This window comes from Oryzifoliimicrobium ureilyticum, assembly GCF_037199735.1.
GTDB lineage: Bacteria > Pseudomonadota > Alphaproteobacteria > Rhizobiales > Rhizobiaceae > Rhizobium > Rhizobium ureilyticus.
In genome coordinates, this window is the sequence record NZ_JBBBVQ010000010.1 from 174,655 (window position 1) to 191,699 (window position 17,045).

Sequence of the window (17,045 nt, forward strand, 5' to 3'; positions counted from 1 at the left end):
CAAATTGATCCCGCTAAGTTTCAATCTCCTCACATAGGGTCTGATCCGGCATGCAGCAATCGGAAAAATGGCAGCCAGCTCAACTGCCATTTCGGAACACGCAGCTGTAAGCCGTGAGCCTGTCTTCAAGCGCCGTCATCGATGGAAAGATTCGAACAAAATCAATACCATGAGATGGCTTTCGGAATCATTCCGGCAAGGGCCTCACTTGGAGGACGAAGTACGGTTACGATCTTGCACGCAATGCATCCATCAAGGGCATGCGTGCCGCAGCCATCGCAGGAACCATCCCTCCGAGGATGCCGATCGCAAGGCCAAGCAACCCACAGGCCAATACGACATCGCCGGTGACGGCAAAGGTGAATGCCATGCGGGCATTGTTCGCACCGATCGTACTTGCCTGCCATCCGTTGAAGATCAGCATGGACAACCCGATCCCCGCCAATGCCCCGCAGCCGGACAGCACGATTGACTCGACCCAAGTCGAAGCAAAGGCAGAAAAGCGGCTGAAGCCAAGCGCGCGCACGGTCGCTATTTCAATGGTCCGAGCCGAGACAGAACTCGCCATGGTGTTGAGCGCGCCTGCTGTCGCACCCAGCGCCATCAAAAGTGAGATTGGCCAGCCAAAGACGCGGATGAGTTTTACCGTGCGCGCAGACTGATCGCTATAAAGCTTCGCCTCGGTCAGAAGCGTCAGCGGTTCTGTCGTTGATGTCGCCAACTTGCTGCGAAGCCGATCCAGGGCCGTCGCGGCCTCCAGCCTCAGACGAAGACTTTGAACGTCGCCTTGTCTTGCAAAGGCAGAGCGCACCGCATCCAGATCCCCCCATAGCTCGGAGCCGAAAACCCCGCCCTTTGCCGAGAGATGGCCGACCACCGTCCAACTTACGGAGCCAAGCCTGATCTTCTCGCCAACGGCAAGCCCCGGGAGCTTTGCAGCGAGATCTTCGCCGACCACAAGTTCTTGCGCCCCTTTGCGAAACAATCGTCCCTGCGAAAGTTTACTTGTGTCGCGCAAAAATGGGCCGGCGCTATCCATTCCGCGCACTGCAACCCGCGTCGCCTCGGTCTCTCCTTCAGGTGTAAAATCGACCGCGACGACAAGCTCCCGCGAGGCAATGAGCTCGCCCTTTGCATCGCGCGAAAGACCAAGATCGTCGCGCGTAGCCATGATGCTGCGGATGATTTCCTCCGAGAGATTTGAGGATGTCTCTTGCCGCGTCGTGCCGCCAAGAATGACAGCGATTTGTGGCGAACCAGACCCTTCCAAGGCCTCTTCAAACCCCTTTGCCATGGAGAGGAAACCAGCAAGAACGATCACTACCAACATGATCGAAAGCGCCATCGAGAGGGAGATAGCGACGCGGCGGCGCAAGCCAAGAAGGCCGATGCGCACCATCATAGTCGTCTGACGGATCAAAGAAAACATAGGCTTATCTCCTTCGGAAGGCAGCAGTGATCGGTGTTCGTAACGCGATCAGGGCGGGGAGAACCCCTGTCGCCAGCCCAAGCGCGAGGATGATAATGAGACACTTGGCAAGGATGGACGTCGTAAAGACGAGCCCTAGGTCAGGTCCCGCGAAACGAACCGCAACGCCTGCAAGCATGAGGCCGAAACATCCGCCGCACAGGAAGATGCCCAGAGTTTCTCCAAGAACGAGACTGAGAATGACACGCTGTGAAAAGCCGATCGTTTTCAGCAAGCCGATCTCGAAGATGCGCTCACCAACGGCAAATACCATGGTATTGATCGTAATCAGAAGAAGCGTAACGAAGCTGGCGCCGATAATGAGGTTGGCGATAAGTCCGATATCCGCATATTGGCGTAAAAATGCTTCCAGATACTGCTTTTCTGATTGCGTCCGCGTTGGATGTGCGGAATTGACGAAATCGCGGTCGAGTTCGGCGGCAACTTGAGAGGCAAACCCTGCCTTAGGTCGAACGATGAAAGCGTTGACCGTGTCCCTTTTTTCAGCCCGTGCAGCATTGACGTAGTCATAGCGGCCGATGCCGAAATAGGTATCCGTGCTGGCGCTTTTGCCTTCGAAGATACCAGCGATCTCGAATGTCCAGACACTGTCGCCGTTTTCCTTGCGCAGTTGCGGGACAGTGACCGCAATGCGCTGTCCGACGCTCCAGCCTTGTGTCGAGGCAAGCGCGCGACCCACCAGGATTTTATCACGCGACCCGCTCAGCGAGGCGACCAGGCTCGCGTCGAGCCCAAGTTCATCGCCATTGGCAGCGAACAGAGCCTGCGGATCGACGGCACTGATCGGGATCCTGTTGCGCTCGGTCCCGACATAACCCCTCAATCGCACCATCGGGCTCACCACCTCTACATCAGGCGCACCTGCAATCTTGACGCGCATAGCCAGCGGCAGCATCTCGTCGCCACCTGCAGCGCTCATGACACCGATAACGTTGTCGCTGGCCGCCGACGCACTTTGCGCACCTTTTAGAAAGCCTTGGCTTAATCCATAAATGATAAAGGCCACACAGACGCAGAGCGCCAGCATTAAGGTTCGGAGCGGCTTTCGAAGGGCATTTTTTCTCATCAAGCCTAGCAAGGTCATCAGGCGACCCTCCGGTCTTGGAGCAGATAGCCTTTGTCGAGTTGCAGGGTACGGCCAGCGCATGCAGCAGCCTGCGGATCGTGTGTCACCATGACGATCGTCTTGCCGAGACTCTGGTTTAAAAAGCTGAGCATTTTCAGGACCTCATCGGCAGAGCGGCGGTCCAGATCGCCCGTTGGCTCGTCGCAAAGCAGAAAACCCGGGTCGGCAACGATCGCGCGGGCGATACCAATACGTTGCTGCTGGCCACCGGACATCGAATTGGGATACTGCCTCTCGCGACCGGCAAGACCGACGAGATCGAGAACGGTTGTGACGCGGCTGCGCCTCTCGCTCCGAGACAAGGGCTTGAGCAGAAGGGGCAGTTCCACATTCTCTGCGACGGTCAGCATGGATAAAAGGTTGTAGAACTGGAAAACGATCCCGAGATGATGCGCCCGCCATGAGGCGCGCGCAGCCTCCCCCAAGAGGTCGATCCGGCGCCCGTCGATCGTCAGCTCACCGCCATCAGGTTGTTCGATCCCGGCAAGAAGATTGAGAAGCGTCGACTTGCCGGACCCCGACGGTCCCATGATGGCGAGAAACTCGCCCCGCTGGATATCAAGGCTCATCCCATCGAAGATCGAGATGGTTTCGCTGCCGATCTTGTAGGCCTTCCTCACCTGCTTCAGGCTGATATAGGTGGTATCAAGAGATTGGCTCATTTTGCTTCTCCTTGCGTTGGGCTTTCATGCGTCAATCGGATCCGTGCGGCCATGCCGGGCCGGATGCCGGCAGGCAGTTGCGGTATGGAAAATCGGACGGAAATCGTGCCCTTTTCGGCCGATACGACAGGCGCAAGCCGACTGAGCACAATTGGAAAGCTGCGGCCTGGATAGGCATCGAGCACTGCCTCGCCCTTCAGCGCAGTCACAAGTGTCGTAAGGGCAGTTTCGGCCACATCGGCATCGATGACCGAGGTCTTAGGATCGGCAATGGTAAGAAGGCCTGCAGTATCGCGCAGACTATCGGCCCGCGCCAAAACGCTGTCGCCAATATGGGCGTTGAGCCGCGTTACCGTTCCAGCAATTGGGGCTCGCAGGACGAGAGCATCGACGCGTTCCTGCGCAATGCCAATGACGAGGTCAGAAGCTGTTTCGTTTTGCTCTGCCTGAGCAAGCGCATTTGTAGCACTCTGCCAATTGGCTTGCGCCTCTTCCAGCTGCTGCCCAGCGACAACCGATGCAAGCGCCTTGTTGCGATTGAGCCTAGAGAGAGCCTGCGCAAGTTCGATGCGCTTTGCATCGACCGACAACCCGGCAGATCGTCTCGCCGCTTTTGCCACCTCAAGTGAAAAGACGGCGCCGGGATCCCTTAGGTAAATCAGGGGCTGGCCAGCCTCTACATGTTCGCCCGCCTCCACGCGGATATCAGCAATCTCGCCTTCGTATTTTGAATAGACGGTGGTTGCGCGCAAAGCGACGACATAGCCAGAACCCGTGATCTCACTCGGCGGAAAAGGCGTCGCCGGCGCGCCAGCCGACGAGGCACGCGACGCTTCATCTCTTTCCGCAAAACCTTTGGCTGGTTTTGACGGCAGCCTCTCTGTCGCGTTTTCAAAGGACAGGCGCGCAACAGGATGAAAGCGAACGGCAACTATCGTTGAGGCTGCAAGCATAATTGTGATGCCCACAGCAATGACAATGCGCCGCGATATCCGCGGCGAATCGTCGAAGTTTTGATTTTGTTGAAGCGAAAGCGCAGTCAGCGCTTCGGAGATTTTTCGGTCGTGTTCGGTGATCGTGTTCATGACCGGCATCATGTCGGATCGCCCGGTCATAGCGACCTAGAACAGGTTTAAGGTCGTGCTCGATCGCGATCTCGTCCTGTCATGCGAGCCGCGAGCTGCCTCAGGAGGCATCAGAATGGAGTTGTGTTTCCATGAAAGACAGTCTCAACCCGCCGCAGCATGCTTCTGCCGCCACTCCATTGGCGACATGTCGGTGATGCGGCGAAATTCGCGGTTGAAGTTCGACTTGGTTTGAAACCCGGATTCGAACATGATTTCCGTTACCGGCTTATCGGTGCTCGACAGGAGCCGGCACGCTTCTACAACACGATATTCATTGACATATTGAGAGACATTTTTGCCGATCATCCGGTTGATCGCTCCGGATATCTGACGCGCGGGAATGCCCACCTTGCGAGCAAGTCGGTCGAGGTTGAGGTCGCTGTCGCGATAGGCCTGTTTCATTTCCATCAACTGGCGAATGGCCGCCATAACCTCACTGTCCCCCTCAGCCTCTTGTTTGGGCAAGGCAGCATCCCTGCCGTTTTCCGGCGCGCGACTGCGGCTCGCCGCGGCCGCTGCAGTCGCCAAAATCAGCAGAGCTGCAAGATTTCCCGTGATGATCGCGAAAACAGCATAGCGGCCGCCATTCATAGCAAAATCGACCGCAACGAAGATATCGACGCCAGCAGACAGGATCAGTGAAAAACCTGTGAAGAGGATGGCTCTATAGGCAGGCACAGCCCCCTCGAAAGGCGCCAAGCGCAAGGCATCGGCTCCAGGCCTCATCAAGCGGAAGATCGCAGCCGCATAACCGAGGAAAGTTAGGTCAAGCACGAGGTCGATTGCATCGCGCCTGCTGATCATCAGAACCAGGATCACAACCATCGGAATGGCATGAAAGGCGGCGCGTGCCGAAAGGCTGAACCGGCTTTGTCCCACGAGACGGCGCACCCCCTCATAGGCGATGGGCGGCACGATCGCAGCCAAGGCCGGCGCGATATACATGACCGCCGTCACACCGTAGCCCCAGCGCAGACCAGAGAGACAGGCCTGAAAGGCACTGATCAGAATCAACGTCAGAAAAGCAGAATTTCGTTCATCGGCATCTCGATGCGCCACCATGGCGAAAAGAACGACGAGAAGGATCGAAACGACGAAGGGGAGCGGCACAAACAACATGATGGAATCACACAAAGACAAGCGAGCGAGGTTCACATGCAGGCATAGCGATGAACTCTCGCAACGCGACCTTTATCATGTTCTAGGCCTTAAAACTGTCGCCGATCACGCAAAGGAAGAGCCGGAGATTTCCCGGCTACTCTTATCCATTCAATCCCGGCAAAGGGTTCGCCTTACCGCATCACGCCAGCCCTTTAATTTCACGCGGCGCGTCTTCTCGTCCATGGCCGGCTTGAAGCGGCAATCGCGTTTCCAGCGCTTGGCAAATTCCTGCTGGTCGGGCCAGACGCCGGCCTTGCTGCCTGCAAGCCAGGCGGCCCCGAGAGCCGTCGTTTCGAGAATAACCGGCCGATCGACCGGCGCATCCAGGATGTCGGAGAGCCGTTGCATGGTCCAGTCTGAGGCCACCATGCCGCCATCGACCCGCAGCACCATGTCCTCGCCATTTCCGGTTTTCCAGTCGCGATGCATGGCGTCGACAAGGTCGCGTGTTTGAAAACAGACCGCCTCGAGCGCAGCGCGGGCAAATTCTGCGGGGCCGGAATTGCGGGTCAGACCATAAATGGCACCACGCGCTTGCGGGTCCCAATGTGGAGCGCCAAGGCCCGTGAAAGCCGGAACAAGATAGATGTCCTGCTCAGGATCTGCTTTTTCGGCCAAGACACCGCTTTCCGCCGCTTTGCCGATAATACCAAGTCCATCGCGCAACCATTGAACGGCAGCGCCGGCAATAAAGATGGAGCCTTCCAGCGCATATGTGGTCTTGCCGTTCAAACGATAGCCGATCGTCGTCAGCAGCCGGTTTTTGGACCGCACGATATCGCTGCCGGTGTTGAGAATGGCAAAGCAACCCGTGCCATAGGTCGATTTCAACATGCCGGGATCGAAGCAAGCCTGCCCGATGGTGGCTGCATGTTGGTCGCCAGCGACGCCGAGAATGGGAATGGCCGCTCCGAAAATGGCGGGATCGGTAACGCCAAAATCATCGGCACAATCCTTGACCTCGGGCAACATGGCTGATGGAACGTCGAGGATCTTTAGCAGCTCCTCGTCCCAGCTGTTCTTGGCGATATCGAATAGCAGCGTGCGGCCGGCATTCGTCGCATCGGTAAAGAAGCTTTTGCCGCCCGTCAGCCTGGATATCAGGAACGTATCGATCGTCCCAAAGCACAGGTCACCCTTTGCGGCACGACCACGGAGGCTTTTTTGGCTCGACAGAAGCCAGGACAGTTTCGTGCCGGAAAAATAGGGATCGAGGATCAGGCCGGTCTTTCGCGTGAACGTGCGTTCAAGTCCCTCACCCTTCAGGCGGTTGCAAAGGCTGGCCGTTCTTCGGTCCTGCCACACGATGGCATTTCCGACGGGCTTTCCAGTCTTGCGATCCCACACGACGACGGTTTCACGCTGATTGGTAATCCCGAGCCCCGCCAGCTTGTCGGCGGTAATGCCTGCCTTTGACAAGGCTGTCTGCACTGTGGCAACGACACTTGTCCAGATGTCTTCTGGATTATGCTCGACCCAGCCGGACCGGGGATAAATCTGCTTGAATTCCTGCTGCCCGATCCCGGCAATCTGCATTTTTCCATCGAAGATGATGGCACGGGTCGATGTGGTGCCCTGATCGATCGCTAAGATATAGCCGCTCATGCTTCCTCCCAAAACATATGCTGGCAAATCAATAAATCATGAAAACGAAAGAGAAAAGAAAATAAAACGCAATCAAAGCGCAAATTTTGAGGATTAATCTCAAGCTATATGAGCGCATTGCCATGCAAGGCGCCGCGCCGTATCGTCCGCATAATAATAATAGACGGAGGAACGAGGATGGCGCGTAACGTCGTCGTCACTGGATCGACGAGTGGCATCGGCTTGGCGATCGCAAACGTTTTTGCTGAGGCAGGCGATCGGGTGGCCATAAATGGCTTTGGGGAAACGCAGGAGATCGAGGCACAGGTTCATCGTCTGCAGCAACTGTCGAAGACAGACGCGATGCACCATGCGGCGGACATGACGAAACCTGAAGAAATTGCCGATCTCATTGCCGCCACCTCTCGGCGCTTCGGCTCCGTCGACATCCTCGTCAACAATGCCGGCGTTCAGCATATCGACAAGATAGAAGACTTTCCCATCGATGCCTGGGACAAGATAATCGCCATCAATCTGTCCAGTTCTTTCCATACGATCCGTGCCGTCATTCCGTTGATGAAGACAAAGAAGTGGGGGCGCATCATCAACATCGCTTCCGCGCATGCATTGGTCGCCTCGCCCTTCAAGTCGGCCTATGTTGCGGCAAAGCACGGAATACTGGGCCTGACAAAGACAGCGGCGCTGGAACTCGCGGAATTTGGCATAACAGTAAATGCGATTTGCCCCGGCTACGTCTTGACCCCTCTGGTGGAACGCCAGATACCCGACACTGCCCGGGCGCGCGGCATGACGGAAGAAGAGGTCAAGACCGAGGTTCTCTTGAAGGCGCAGCCGACCAAGGACTTCGTCAAGGCTGAAGACGTTGCAGCTCTTGCCCTTTATCTTGCCAGCGATGCGGCAAGACAGGTGACCGGCACGCACCTGTCGATTGACGGTGGCTGGACAGCGGCTTAACGCTAGACAATCGCGCGAAGCAGCAGGGGACGCATCCCGTTTTGCCGATGGAAAAGATGCGCCGAGGCGGCGTAAGAATAAGGGAATGGCATGAACAATTGCATCCGCTTCATCCTCAATGGCGAAGAGGTCAGCCTTGCGCAGGTACGTCCGACGGAAACCCTTCTGGATTTCCTGAGATTGCGCCGACGGCTGACCGGCACCAAGGAAGGCTGCGCGGAAGGTGATTGCGGCGCCTGCACCGTCCTCATCGGAAGGCTCGTCGACGGCAAGCTCAACTATGAATCGGTCAATGCCTGCATCCGGTTCCTCGGATCGTTGAATGCAACGCACGTTGTGACCGTCGAGCATCTTGCCGCCGCCGATGGTACGCTGCATCCCATTCAACAGGCCATGGTGGACTGCAACGGGTCTCAATGCGGCTTCTGCACGCCCGGCTTCGTGATGTCGCTTTATGGACTATGGCTGGCCAATGAGGCACCGACGCGCGCCGATATCGAAAAGGCACTGCAAGGAAACCTCTGTCGCTGCACGGGCTACGAGCCGATCGTCAAGGCAGCCGAGCAGGTGAGCCGGACACGCCCGAGTGCCCTCTTCGATCCTCTCGAAAACACCCGATCGGACATCGTCGCGAAGCTCTGGGCAATGCAGGCCATCGAAACGATTGAGATTTCCTCGCAAGAAGGCCGCATGCTGGTTCCTTCATCGATCGAGGATCTCGCACGCATTCTGGCTGAAGCACCGCAAGCAACCGTGGTTGCCGGATCGACGGATGTCGGGCTCTGGGTAACAAAGCAGATGCGCAGCCTCGACCCGGTCGTCTTCATCAATCACCTCTCCGAACTTCAAACAGCATCCGCAGGCGACGGCGGCATAACGATTGGCGCCGGCGTGACCTACAGCCAAGCCTTCTCAGTGATGGCAAAGGAAATACCTGCCTTCGGCCGGCTGATCGATCGCATTGGCGGCGACCAGGTCCGCAACATGGGCACGATCGGGGGAAACATCGCCAACGGCTCGCCGATCGGCGACAGCCCTCCTCCACTGATCGCGCTTGGAGCGACGTTGACATTGCGTTCTGCCGCCGGCCAGCGCAAAATTCGCCTTGAAGACTACTTCATTGACTATGGAAAGCAGGACCGTAGACCGGGAGAGTTTGTCGAAAGCATCTTTATCCCCTATCCCGCAGAAGACACCAAGTTTGCGATCTACAAGGTCAGCAAGCGTCGTGACGAAGACATTACCGCGACGCTTGGCGCCTTCTATCTGACACTGACGGACGACGGCCATGTCGGCGATATCCGCATTGCATTCGGCGGTATGGCGGCAACGCCGAAACGTGCCCGTGCGGTCGAAACCGCGCTGATGGGCGAACCCTGGAACGAAAGCACCATCGAGGCCGCGAAGGCTGAATTCGATAGCGATTTTCAGCCACTTACCGACTGGCGCGCAACCGCGGATTATCGTCAGCTCGCGGCAAAGAACCTGCTCACTCGGTTTTATCTCGAAACAACCGGCGCTCCGACTGAGTTGAAACGCTTTGCGGAGATGGCATGATGACGACTGAACGACGCCTCGACCGCGATGCATTGATGGAAGGCCCACGCTGATGGATCAGTCGATTACCGAGAACAATAAAGTGGTCGTGAACGGCCAGATGCACGCGGCGATCAAGCATGATTCAGCGCATAAGCATGTCACCGGAAGCGCCGAATATATCGACGATATTCCAGAGCCGGCCGGCCTTCTGTATGGAGCCCTGGGCCTTTCGCAGCGCGCCCATGCCGACATCGTCTCCATGGATTTCTCGGAGGTTGCCGCAACCCCTGGCGTAATCTGCGTGCTGACCGGCAAGGACGTCCCAGGGATCAACGATGTTTCGTCCAATGGCAGCCATGACGAGCCGCTTCTGGCGGAAACGAAGGTCGAGTTCCATGGCCAGCCGATTTTCGCGGTCATTGCAGAAAGCCGCGATATCGCCCGCCGCGCGGCGCGCAAAGCAAAGATCGATTACCGTGATCTGCCGCATTGGACCGACATCGATGCTGCCCGCGACAACGGCGGCAAGCTTGTCATCACCCCCATGACCTTATCGCGTGGCGATGCCGCTTCGGCACTGGAAAGCGCCCCCCGCCGGATCAAAGGCAGCATGCGCATCGGCGGTCAGGAACATTTCTATCTCGAAGGCCATATCGCGCTCGCCATCCCCGGCGAAGACGACGATGTCTGCGTTTGGTCGTCGACTCAGCATCCAAGCGAAATCCAGCATATTGTCTCGCATGTGCTCGCCATTCCCTCGCATGCCGTCACCGTCAATATCAGGCGCATGGGCGGCGGTTTTGGAGGCAAGGAAACCCAAGGCAATCAGTTCGCTGCGCTCGCTGCAATTGCGGCCAAAAAGCTGAAGCGCGCGGTGAAATTCAGGCCTGACCGTGATGAGGACATGGTTGCGACCGGAAAACGCCACGACTTCAAGCTCGATTACGATATCGGCTTTGACGAAGACGGACGCATCCTTGCGGTCGATGCCGTCTATGCGGCACGTTGCGGTTATTCATCCGATCTGTCCGGACCGGTGACGGACCGCGCTCTTTTTCACGCCGATTCCAGCTACTTCTATCCGAATGTTCGTCTGCAGTCGCAACCCTTGAAGACGCACACCGTGTCGAACACTGCCTTTCGCGGGTTCGGCGGCCCGCAGGGCATGCTGGGCGCAGAACGGATGATTGAAGAGATCGCCTATGCGACTGGTAAGGATCCGCTGGAAATCCGCAAGCTCAATTTCTATGGAGAGCCAGGATCGGGTCGTACCCTGACGCCTTACCATCAGGACGTCGAAGACAACGTCCTCAATCGGATCGTCGGCGAGTTGGAAGAAAGCTGCGATTATCTGGCGCGACGTGCGGCTGTTCTCGCCTTCAATCGCGACAGCCGCTACATCCGAAAGGGGATTGCCCTCACACCGGTGAAGTTCGGCATCTCTTTTACCATGACCGCGTTCAACCAGGCCGGCGCTCTCGTGCATATCTATCAAGACGGGTCGATCCACCTGAACCATGGTGGCACCGAAATGGGCCAAGGCCTTTACACGAAAGTAGCGCAGGTCATTGCCGATGCCTTCCAGGTTGATATCGAGCGCGTGAAAATCACCGCGACGACCACTGGCAAAGTGCCCAACACCTCGGCAACGGCGGCCTCTTCGGGATCGGATCTGAACGGCATGGCAGCCTATGATGCGGCTCGCCAGATCAAGGAAAGGCTCGTTGCCTTTGCCTGCGAAAAATGGGGCGTTGCCATATCCGATGTCGTCTTCCTACCAAACCGCGTTCGCATCGGCGACATGGAAATCGCCTTTCCTGATTTCATCCGCCAGGCCTATTTCGCGCGCGTCCAGTTGTCGGCCGCAGGCTTTTATAAAACGCCCAAGATCCATTGGGATCGAGCCGCTGGAAAAGGCCGTCCATTCTACTATTTCGCTTATGGTGCATCCTGTAGCGAAGTGTCCATCGACACGCTGACGGGTGAGTATCTGATCGACAGAACCGACATTCTTCATGATGTCGGCCGCTCATTGAACCCCGCCATCGATATCGGACAGATTGAGGGCGGTTTCGTGCAGGGCATGGGCTGGCTCACAACAGAAGAGCTGTGGTGGGACGACAAGGGCCGACTGCGCACTCATGCCCCCTCAACCTATAAGATCCCGCTCGCCTCCGACCGTCCGAAAATCTTCAACGTGAAACTGGCCGAATGGGCCGAAAACGCCGAACCGACCATCGGACGATCAAAAGCCGTCGGAGAGCCGCCCTTCATGCTGGCTAATTCGGTTTTCGAGGCGCTCTCCATGGCTGTTGCCAGCGTGGCAGATTATCGCGTTTGCCCGCGGCTCGATGCACCGGCAACACCCGAACGCGTCCTGATGGCTGTTGAGCGTTTGAAAGCGATGTGAGCAGAGATGCGCGAGGCTTCGGTTCGTTTCCCGGACGGCCGGAAAACACATTGGTTCCGGCTGTGCAACTGTGACAAGCAATCGGTTGAACATTGCGACTATGGACAGGCAGATCGAGGCAGCCGCAATCAGAAGCGGTCGCGGAAGGTCTGCCTCGCATGACGGATCTTGTCAGTTTCCTCGCAACTGGGCCAGCCGTTCTCGTTGAAGTAACCAAGACCTTGGGCTCTACGCCGCGCGAGCAAGGCGCCTGCATGCTCGTCTCCGCAAATGGTATCTGGGGTACCATCGGTGGCGGACAGTTTGAATTTCTGGCGATCGCCAATGCTCGCGATCTATTACGCGGCGCCGGCGTAGAAGTCATGGACATCCCGCTTGGCCCGGAGATTGGCCAATGCTGCGGAGGACGAACCGAGTTACGTTTTCGCGTTGCTTCGCCAGAGATCATCGAAGGGCTGAACCTTCGCATGAAGGGCGAGCGCGACGAATGGCCGGATGTCTACCTCTTCGGCGCAGGTCATGTCGGTAAGTCGCTGGCCTTGGCGTTAAGGCCATTGCCGCTGAAAGCGACGGTCGTTGAAACGCGCCGGGAGGAACTGGAAGGCCTACCAGAGGATGTTGAAACGCGTCACAGCGCAATGCCAGAATCCCTCATCGCAAAGCTTCGGCCCGGGAGCGCCATCGTCGTGCTGACCCACGATCATGCGCTGGATTTTCTCATTGCGCGGGAGGCGTTGCGGCGTGACGACCTAGCCTATGTCGGCATGATCGGCTCTGCCACCAAGCGGGCAACCTTTGCCAGCTGGCTGATGCGCGAAGGCGGTGAGAAAAGCTGGTTGGAGCGCCTCGTTTTGCCGATCGGCGGCACCGCGGTACCCGATAAACGGCCAGCCGTCATTGCCGCCATGACAACGGCCGAAATCTTGGCTGCGCTCACGAGCCATCAGAAGCGGTCGTCGCCGTAGCGCGGCTCTCTTCCGTCCAGAAAGCCGAGGTCTCGCAGACGCGCATCAGAAAGATGCTCGAACTCAATACTATTTATGTCCCTTCGACCGCACGACAGGACTTTGTCAGCCGTCCATTGTACACAGTTGGAGAGCCATGAAAAGCAGATGCCAATCATGATCGCAACTCAATATCATTGGTAAATTTGATCTCTTCGCTTGCGTATTGGCGGATAAATCCCCAACATTCCAATGGAATGAATAAAGCGATGCATAAAGAGAACTTATGAATGAAACTCTCTCGGCAGATGCCACTAAACGCACTGCGTGTGTTCGAATCCGTCGCTCGGCTCTTAAGTTTCACGAAGGCGGGCGAAGAGCTTGGCATGAGCCAGACGGCCGTCAGCTATCAAATCAAGCTTCTTGAAGATAAAATCGGCGAGAGACTGTTTCTGCGGCAGACAAGGCAGATCGCGCTGACGGAGGCGGGTGAACGCCTCGCACCGGCGGTCAAACAGGCCTTCGACCTCCTCTCGGAAGGCTTAGCCGCCGCGAGCCGGGACAGCACCGAACTCTTGACCATCTATGCCACGACAACCTTCGCGCATCAGTGGTTGACGCCACGCATTGGCCGGTTTCAGATCGCCTATCCCAATGTCGCCGTGCGGCTCGTCACCGGCCAGTCTCCAGCCGATATCGGTGCCGATAATGCCGATGTCGCCATCCGATGGGGAACAGATGCCTGGCCTGGCCTGCGAGCCCATAAAGTTCTGGAAGCAGACTTCACACCGATGCTAAACCCAAAGCTTGCGGAAAGCATCGGCGGCATTCGCAAGCCATCCGATCTCCTGAAACTGCGGCTCATCGATCCCGGCGACAAATGGTGGGTGCTCTGGTTCAAGGCTGCTGGTGTTGGCGAGGTGTCTATACCTCATAGCCTCAGAAATCGCCTTGGCGCCCAATCCCTCGAGGCGGGCGCAGCGATCGCGGGCTATGGTGTCGGTATCCTTACCCCTGCCTTCTACCGCGATGAAGTGAGGCGGGGCGTGCTATTCCAACCGTTTTCAGTGAATGCGCGAGACGGCTCCGATTACTATCTGACCTACCCCGACTCTCGGCGCAACAGTTCGAAGATCCGCATGTTTCGCGATTGGATCCTCAAGGAAGCGGCAGACGACGCCAAACTTGCGGGCGAGGCTTTTAACAGGACGTCCTAAACTCACGCCTCCTCCAAAAACTGTAACAGGCGCGTCACAGTGAGCCATCCCTCTTGATAGCTTCAGGGTAAAGCGTCGCGCAAATCCGTGAAAGGGCTTCCCTCGGCCTTACAGTTTTTGCAATGTACATATGAAAAACATCAGGGGAACCGAATGTACGAATTCGCCATCGCGTGGGAGTGGCTGGCTTTTGCTGCCCGCTGGTTTCACGTCATCACTGCAATTGCCTGGATTGGCTCGTCCTTCTATTTCATCGCGCTAGACCTTGGCCTCGTGAAGCGGCCGCATCTGCCGCCGGGCGCGTATGGCGAGGAATGGCAGGTGCATGGCGGTGGGTTCTATCATATCCAGAAATATCTCGTCGCGCCGGCGCAGATGCCCGAGCACCTGACCTGGTTCAAATATGAGAGCTATTTCACATGGCTGTCCGGCTTCCTGATGCTGTGCATCGTCTATTACGGTGGAGCCAATCTCTTCCTGATCGACCGTCACGTGCTTGATGTCTCGGTGCCCGTCGCGATCGCCATTTCGCTCGCTTCTCTTGCTGGTGGCTGGATCATCTATGACCTGCTTTGCAAATCGCCGATCGGAAAGAATACCTGGGGTCTGATGATCCTTCTCTATCTTTTGCTGGTGTTCATGGCGTGGGGCTACACCCAGCTTTTTACCGGACGCGCCGCCTTCCTGCATCTTGGCGCCTTCACGGCAACGATCATGTCGGCAAACGTCTTCTTCATCATTATCCCGAACCAGAAGATCGTGGTCGCGGATTTGATCGCCGGACGTACGCCTGACGCCAAATACGGTCGGATCGCCAAACAGCGCTCGCTCCATAACAACTACCTGACGCTTCCCGTTATCTTCTTCATGCTGTCGAACCACTATCCTCTGGCCTTCGGTACGCAGTTCAACTGGATCATCGCCGCCATCGTTTTTCTGATGGGCGTTACCATCCGCCACTGGTTCAACACGACACATGCCCGGAAAGGCAAGCCAACCTGGACCTGGTTGGTTACCGTCATTCTTTTCATTCTCATCATGTGGCTGTCGACTGTACCCAAGGTTTTGACAGGCGATAAGCAAGCCGAGGCGATTGCGCCAGCCTTCCAGCAGTTTGCGGCCGATCCGCACTTTCCCGCCGTTAAACAACTGATCTCGACGCGTTGCACGATGTGTCACGCTGCCGAGCCCGTCTACGAAGGCATTGTTCGTCCGCCGAAGAATGTCATGCTGGAAGCAGATGGAGAGATTGCGGCGCATGCCCGTGAGATCTATATCCAGGCCGGTCGCAGCCATGCTATGCCGCCCGGCAACGTGACCGAAGTGACGCCGGAGGAGCGCCGCCTTCTCATATCCTGGTATCAAAGCGCCACTGGAGACAAAACGGAATGACATCGACCCTTCTGCGCGGCCGCCTTTTGTCCTTTCATCGCGCCCCGCAGGATATGACAGACACCGAGAGCTATCTTTACGAGCCCGACGGCGGCCTGCTTCTGGAAAATGGCAAGATCGCAGCAATTGGCCCATATGATTCCGTCAAGGCCAAGTCGCCGATCAACACCGCGGAAATCGACCATCGTCCGCATCTGATCGTCCCCGGTCTCATCGATATGCATATGCACTTCCCGCAGATGCAGGTAATCGCATCTTATGCGTCAAACCTACTCGAATGGCTGAATACCTACACGTTTCCGGAAGAGTGCCGTTTCGTCGAGAGTGAGCATGCCAAGCGCATCGCGCGTCACTTCTACGATGAACTGATCCGCCATGGCACGACGACGGGCGTTGCCTATTGCTCCGTCCATAAGACATCTGCCGACGCCTTTTTTGCCGAAGCGCTGAACCGCAACATGCTTATGATCGGCGGCAAGGTGATGATGGATCGCAACGCGCCGCAGGGCCTCCTCGATACAGCCGAGACAGGTTACGATGAAACGCGTGCCGTCATTGCCGAATGGCATGGCAAGGGTCGCAACCATGTCGCCATTACGCCGCGCTTTGCCATCACATCGACACCCGCTCAGATGGAAGCGGCTGGCCGGCTGGCGCAGGAATTTCCCGATCTGCATATCCAGACGCATCTGTCCGAAAACCACGACGAGATTGCCTATAGCTGCCAGCTTTACCCTGATGCGAAGGACTATACTGATATTTACGCCCGTTATGGGCTGTTGGGTCCGCGGACGCTGTTTGGGCATTGCATCCATCTGACTGAGCGCGAGGCCGACGCCATGAGCGATGCTGGCGCGGTCGCCGTCCATTGCCCCACCTCCAACCTTTTCCTGGGATCTGGCCTGTTCCCGCTGAAGGCGCTCTCACGGCGCGATAAGCCGGTCCGCCTTGCCGTTGCAACCGATATTGGCGGCGGCTCGAGCTATTCCCTGCTTCGGACCATGGATGAAGCCTATAAGATCCAGCAGCTGCTCGGCGAGCGGCTCAATCCGCTGGACAGCTTCTATCTTATGACGCGCGGGAATGCGGAAAGTCTTGGCTTGGAAGACAAGATCGGGACGCTAGACGAAGGCACGGACGCCGACATCACGATCCTCGATGCTGCTGCGACACCTGCCATGACGCTCAAGATGGAAGTCGTCACCAGCCTGACGGAAGAGCTCTTCCTGCTGCAAACCATGGGGGACGACCGTGCCGTGGTTGAAACCTATGTCGCCGGCCACCCCATGAAGAGCGGCCTTACCGCGGCCGGATAGCGACGTCGATCTTGCCTCTTGGAACCGGTCTCCGCAAAGCATCGTGAGGAACCGAACAGGCCCCAACGAACAGGCTGAAAGGCGCTGATTTGAAGCGCGCTCG

At 57.2% G+C, this 17,045-nt stretch carries 13 protein-coding genes; 7 read left to right on the top strand and 6 right to left on the bottom strand.

Annotated features, from left to right (window positions below):
• Positions 1–226: 226 nt before the first annotated feature.
• The 6 genes from VQ830_RS15470 to glpK form a co-directional block, all read right to left on the bottom strand.
• Positions 227–1,429, bottom strand: coding sequence for an ABC transporter permease (locus VQ830_RS15470; RefSeq protein WP_337269029.1), 1,203 nt, complete (start codon positions 1,427–1,429; stop codon positions 227–229).
• Between the two features lie 4 nt (positions 1,430–1,433).
• Positions 1,434–2,573, bottom strand: a complete 1,140-nt coding sequence (locus VQ830_RS15475) for an ABC transporter permease (protein WP_337269030.1) — start codon at positions 2,571–2,573, stop codon at positions 1,434–1,436.
• Positions 2,573–3,277, bottom strand: coding sequence for an ABC transporter ATP-binding protein (locus tag VQ830_RS15480; RefSeq protein ID WP_337269031.1), 705 nt, complete (start codon positions 3,275–3,277; stop codon positions 2,573–2,575). The genes VQ830_RS15475 and VQ830_RS15480 overlap by 1 nt, the downstream gene beginning before the upstream one ends.
• On the bottom strand, positions 3,274–4,362 hold the full coding sequence (locus VQ830_RS15485; protein WP_337269032.1) for an efflux RND transporter periplasmic adaptor subunit: 1,089 nt from the start codon (positions 4,360–4,362) through the stop codon (positions 3,274–3,276). Before VQ830_RS15485 ends, VQ830_RS15480 begins: the two co-directional genes overlap by 4 nt.
• 144 nt (positions 4,363–4,506) lie before the next feature.
• Positions 4,507–5,523, bottom strand: coding sequence for a helix-turn-helix domain-containing protein (locus tag VQ830_RS15490; protein ID WP_337269033.1), 1,017 nt, complete (start codon positions 5,521–5,523; stop codon positions 4,507–4,509).
• A gap of 150 nt (positions 5,524–5,673) precedes the next feature.
• Entirely contained in the window at positions 5,674–7,170 is a 1,497-nt protein-coding gene (glpK, locus tag VQ830_RS15495; protein ID WP_337269034.1) for a glycerol kinase GlpK, read from the bottom strand.
• 177 nt (positions 7,171–7,347) lie between these two features.
• Here glpK and VQ830_RS15500 point away from each other — a divergent pair, with 177 nt between their 5' ends.
• From VQ830_RS15500 to guaD, 7 genes are all read left to right on the top strand, one after another.
• Entirely contained in the window at positions 7,348–8,124 is a 777-nt protein-coding gene (locus VQ830_RS15500) for a 3-hydroxybutyrate dehydrogenase (RefSeq protein WP_337269035.1), read from the top strand.
• Positions 8,125–8,214: 90 nt separating this feature from the next.
• Complete coding sequence (gene xdhA / locus VQ830_RS15505) at positions 8,215–9,681, top strand: xanthine dehydrogenase small subunit (protein WP_337269036.1); 1,467 nt, start codon at positions 8,215–8,217, stop codon at positions 9,679–9,681.
• Positions 9,682–9,733: 52 nt separating this feature from the next.
• Positions 9,734–12,073, top strand: coding sequence for a xanthine dehydrogenase molybdopterin binding subunit (xdhB, locus tag VQ830_RS15510; protein WP_337269037.1), 2,340 nt, complete (start codon positions 9,734–9,736; stop codon positions 12,071–12,073).
• Between the two features lie 158 nt (positions 12,074–12,231).
• A complete protein-coding gene (gene xdhC / locus VQ830_RS15515; protein ID WP_337269038.1) occupies positions 12,232–13,038 on the top strand; it encodes a xanthine dehydrogenase accessory protein XdhC in 807 nt (268 codons plus the stop codon).
• Positions 13,039–13,307: 269 nt separating this feature from the next.
• Positions 13,308–14,234, top strand: a complete 927-nt coding sequence (locus VQ830_RS15520; protein ID WP_337269039.1) for a LysR substrate-binding domain-containing protein — start codon at positions 13,308–13,310, stop codon at positions 14,232–14,234.
• A gap of 153 nt (positions 14,235–14,387) precedes the next feature.
• The gene (locus VQ830_RS15525; RefSeq protein WP_337269040.1) at positions 14,388–15,626 is read left to right on the top strand and encodes a urate hydroxylase PuuD; all 1,239 of its coding nucleotides are present in this window, start codon (positions 14,388–14,390) and stop codon (positions 15,624–15,626) included.
• Complete coding sequence (guaD, locus tag VQ830_RS15530) at positions 15,623–16,942, top strand: guanine deaminase (RefSeq protein ID WP_337269041.1); 1,320 nt, start codon at positions 15,623–15,625, stop codon at positions 16,940–16,942. The genes VQ830_RS15525 and guaD overlap by 4 nt, the downstream gene beginning before the upstream one ends.
• Positions 16,943–17,045: the final 103 nt, after the last annotated feature.

Coding starts and splice junctions, on each gene's coding strand:
- VQ830_RS15490 (WP_337269033.1), bottom strand. CDS start 5,523: ATGTTGTTTGTGCCGCTCCCCTTCGTCGTTTCGATCCTTCTCGTCGTT.
- xdhC (WP_337269038.1), top strand. CDS start 12,232: ATGACGGATCTTGTCAGTTTCCTCGCAACTGGGCCAGCCGTTCTCGTT.
- VQ830_RS15525 (WP_337269040.1), top strand. CDS start 14,388: ATGTACGAATTCGCCATCGCGTGGGAGTGGCTGGCTTTTGCTGCCCGC.
- VQ830_RS15500 (WP_337269035.1), top strand. CDS start 7,348: ATGGCGCGTAACGTCGTCGTCACTGGATCGACGAGTGGCATCGGCTTG.
- VQ830_RS15480 (WP_337269031.1), bottom strand. CDS start 3,277: ATGAGCCAATCTCTTGATACCACCTATATCAGCCTGAAGCAGGTGAGG.
- VQ830_RS15475 (WP_337269030.1), bottom strand. CDS start 2,573: ATGACCTTGCTAGGCTTGATGAGAAAAAATGCCCTTCGAAAGCCGCTC.
- xdhB (WP_337269037.1), top strand. CDS start 9,734: ATGGATCAGTCGATTACCGAGAACAATAAAGTGGTCGTGAACGGCCAG.
- xdhA (WP_337269036.1), top strand. CDS start 8,215: ATGAACAATTGCATCCGCTTCATCCTCAATGGCGAAGAGGTCAGCCTT.
- guaD (WP_337269041.1), top strand. CDS start 15,623: ATGACATCGACCCTTCTGCGCGGCCGCCTTTTGTCCTTTCATCGCGCC.
- glpK (WP_337269034.1), bottom strand. CDS start 7,170: ATGAGCGGCTATATCTTAGCGATCGATCAGGGCACCACATCGACCCGT.
- VQ830_RS15520 (WP_337269039.1), top strand. CDS start 13,308: ATGAAACTCTCTCGGCAGATGCCACTAAACGCACTGCGTGTGTTCGAA.
- VQ830_RS15485 (WP_337269032.1), bottom strand. CDS start 4,362: ATGAACACGATCACCGAACACGACCGAAAAATCTCCGAAGCGCTGACT.
- VQ830_RS15470 (WP_337269029.1), bottom strand. CDS start 1,429: ATGTTTTCTTTGATCCGTCAGACGACTATGATGGTGCGCATCGGCCTT.